Source organism: Salinivibrio sp. SS2 (genome assembly GCF_001722075.1).
GTDB classification, from domain to species: Bacteria; Pseudomonadota; Gammaproteobacteria; order Enterobacterales; family Vibrionaceae; genus Salinivibrio; species Salinivibrio proteolyticus.
Genome location: NZ_MEBP01000033.1, coordinates 1 through 3,287, shown reverse-complemented (window position 1 = coordinate 3,287; position 3,287 = coordinate 1). Strand labels below are relative to the sequence as shown.

The 3,287-nt window shown below is 44.4% G+C and carries 5 protein-coding genes; all 5 read left to right on the top strand.

Going from position 1 to position 3,287, the window contains the following annotated elements:
* Nucleotides 1-184 precede the first annotated feature (184 nt).
* On the top strand, nt 185-757 hold the full coding sequence (locus tag BGK46_RS02140) for a DUF2726 domain-containing protein (protein WP_254659642.1): 573 nt from the start codon (nt 185-187) through the stop codon (nt 755-757).
* 71 nt (nt 758-828) lie between these two features.
* Nucleotides 829-1,269: a bleomycin resistance protein gene (locus BGK46_RS02135; RefSeq protein WP_069586833.1), complete on the top strand. Its 441-nt coding sequence runs from the start codon at nt 829-831 to the stop codon at nt 1,267-1,269.
* A 15-nt stretch (nt 1,270-1,284) separates the two neighbouring features.
* A complete protein-coding gene (locus BGK46_RS02130; protein WP_069586832.1) occupies nt 1,285-2,034 on the top strand; it encodes an SDR family oxidoreductase in 750 nt (249 codons plus the stop codon).
* Between the two features lie 73 nt (nt 2,035-2,107).
* A complete protein-coding gene (locus BGK46_RS02125; protein WP_069586831.1) occupies nt 2,108-2,641 on the top strand; it encodes a GNAT family N-acetyltransferase in 534 nt (177 codons plus the stop codon).
* A 56-nt stretch (nt 2,642-2,697) separates the two neighbouring features.
* Entirely contained in the window at nt 2,698-3,177 is a 480-nt protein-coding gene (locus BGK46_RS02120) for a GNAT family N-acetyltransferase (protein WP_069586830.1), read from the top strand.
* The last annotated feature ends 110 nt before the right edge of the window (nt 3,178-3,287 follow it).

Below are 3,287 nucleotides of genomic sequence, written 5' to 3'. Positions count from 1 at the left end.
AAAGCAATAAACAAAGTCATAAGACTTGGTATGCCTGTTAGTTACCGAGTTGATTGATGGGGGCAACCCCATTGGGATCAGTGCGTTAGGTGAATGATTTGATCAACAACGCCGTTTTGAGGCGTTGATGATCTGATCGCCGCTAGAGTGATAAGTTCAATGATTTAGGAAACAACGCCATCTGGTGTGGAAGTTTACAAAGGATAGCCAACCAACGGATACTCAGTGGAAGAGAAAAGAGCCGTCTCTTAGTCAAGAAATGGAGAGCTCAAAATCCGCTGGTAATCAATTAGATGACGATAATCCGCATAAACGTCGGGTTGAGCATAAACGCCAATCACACCTTGCGACTAGAAACGAGCAGAAACTCTATTTTGCTCTCCAAAAGGCACTTCCCTCTGATTATGTCATTCACAGCCAAGTGTCTCTTATGGCGCTCGTTAAGCCCGTCAACTTCCGACATAACTCTCGTACATGGGCAAAGCGCATGGATTTTGTGATAACTGACAAAACGACAAGAATACTCGCTGTGATTGAGTTAGATGATGCGACGCATCAATGGAAGAAAAGACAGGAACGCGATCTGTACGTAAATGAAGCGCTTTATGGTCATCATAAACTGATACGTATTCCGTCAGCGAGCTTTTATGAACCATCAAAAATAGCAGATATATTATCTCGTGAAGTAGATATCAAGTGTAATAACTTTGAAGAAAACCATTCGTTAAGTGATGTTAGTAAACCAAACGTCACTTAGTGTTTAATGCAAGTAAGCTCGTCTAGTGATTAAGAGTAAAAAGTTCGTTGTTTATTATATAAAGGGATTTTATGGAAGAATATTGGAACCCAATGGTGCCAGAGTTAACTGTTAGTGATTTTGAAAGGTCGCTCCATTTTTATCAGGACTTGCTTGGGTTCAAAATTAGAAATCAACGCACCACACCAATATTCGCTTACTTAGAGTATGAGAAGGTTCATATTATGATTGAGCAAATGCATGATGCCGGATGGGAGACAGGGGCTTTCGTCTACCCACTCGGACGAGGTGTTAATTTTCAAATAGAGTTAAGTGATATTTCGCCTGTTTTGGCACGCTTGGTTGCGTCTGAAACGCCTCTTTATCAAGAACCACAAGAAAACTGGTATGACGAAGGGACAGTGCTTTGCGGTCAACGAGAGTTCTTGGTTCAAGATCCCGATGGCTATTTATTGCGCTTCAGTAAATTCCTCGGAGAGAAAGAAAAACGCATAAATAATAATGCTTTATAATTGGATGGAATGCAGATGCGTAAAAAGACGGTATTGATAACAGGTGGTGGGCGAGGCATCGGTGCCTCAACGGCCAAGTTATTTGCACGAAACGGATACGTAGTTTTTATTAACTATAAGTCTAATCATCAGGCCGCATCTCGTGTCGCAAACGACATTAAGGCCGAAGGAGGGGAGTGTTACCCAATCCAAGCCGACGTTTCCAAAGAGGAAGATGCCATTAAATTGTTTTCGTCTGTGGATCAGCGAGTAGATAAACTGGATGTGCTAGTCAATAACGCTGGCATTTTGCGCCAGCAATCGCGCCTAGAAAATATGACTGCAAGTCGAATCAATGCCATTTTGGTCAACAATGTTACAGGATGTTTTCTTTGCTGTCGCGAAGCCGTTAAACGTATGTCGACGCGATCGGGTGGAGAAGGTGGTGCGATCATAAATGTCTCTTCTGGTGCGGCCCGAACTGGTTCCCCCAATGAATACATCGATTATGCCGCCTCTAAGGGAGCAATCGATACACTGACTAAAGGCTTATCTAAAGAGGTGGCAGCAGAAGGTATTCGCGTGAATTGTGTACGTCCTGGCTTAATTTATACCGACATGCATGCAGATGGCGGCGAACCGGAGAGAGTCAAACGATTAGAAAATAAAATCCCGATGCAAAGAGGGGGGCAGCCAGAAGAAGTTGCAGAGGCCATTTTTTGGCTAGCGACTGATAAAGCTTCCTTTTCGACCGGTAACTTTTTAGATTTATCGGGTGGTTTGTAATCAATGTTCGAAACGTAACATCGAGCGAATATCGCCATGTTTTTTATTACTTATGTGACAGAGAAACTAGCCAGTGAAAATCGTTGAGGCAACGACAGCAGATTTAGAAGCATTCTTTGTCTATCTGAATGCTCAGCTTGAAGAGAATAACACCAATAGTGCGCCAAGCTTCCAGCCGCTTTCTAAAGCATGTAGCTATGTATCCGAAGAGTTAAAAGCGAAGTTTCAAGACGGCTTTCAGTTTGAGGTGGGGCAGACAGGCTGCAGAAAACTATGGTTGGCTAAAGAAGAGAATAATACCATTGTTGGTCATATTGACTTGCGTCAGTATAACGAACCGTACAAGGCTCATCGCGTTATGCTTGGGATGGGAGTTGAAAGTCGTATTAGGCGACAAGGAGTAGGGGCGGCATTAATTAATGCCGTGGTGGTGTTTTGTCAACACACAGAGCATGTCAGATGGCTTGACTTGAACGTGCTCTCTAATAATCTGCCCGCTCGAAAATTATACGGAAAATGTGGCTTTAAAGTGATTGGCAACATGTCGGATTGCTATCGAATCGATGGTCATTCAGTCGATGAGTTAACGATGACCCGTGCTATCTAGCGCTGACTTTTGCGCGCGTCATGGAGATAGAGATTATCTTGAGTAAGGATACACCCATGCACCTGACTTTCCGTCCCATCAATCTTGAAACCGATTTTGCTAATTGCGTAGCTGCACGTCGGGACGCTTTTGTGTGTAGCTTTGGCTCCGATGAGGGGTTTGAAGACTTTCTAACGGGCTATTATGAACGAGTGAGTGAACGCATGAATCAGCCCGAGTGGTTTTATCGGCATATTTTTGTCGATGGAGAATGGGCTGGGCAGCTTGAATTTCGCAGTACGTCGACCGAGCCTGAGACGGGTTATGTGCATCTCATCTACCTTGCACCTGCTTTTCGTGGTCGCGGGCTGGCCCCTTTGCTGCAGCGCTATATCGAAACCACCTTAACAAACGCGGGGTGCCGGCGAGCGTTGTTATCTGTAAGCCGTGATAATCATCGTGCGTTAGCCTTTTATCGCCAGCACGGCTGGGAATTTGTTCGCGCTAACCCCAAACATGCGAAGACTGATTTTTATCAGTTCTGGTTGCCAGCGTAGATACTTATTCGCGCCAATATGCGATTATGGCGCGATAGAATGTTTTAGTAGGCTAGGGGTTTATGACACTGATATGCCGGTCAAAAAGGCTCAATGTGCGACAGTTTCAT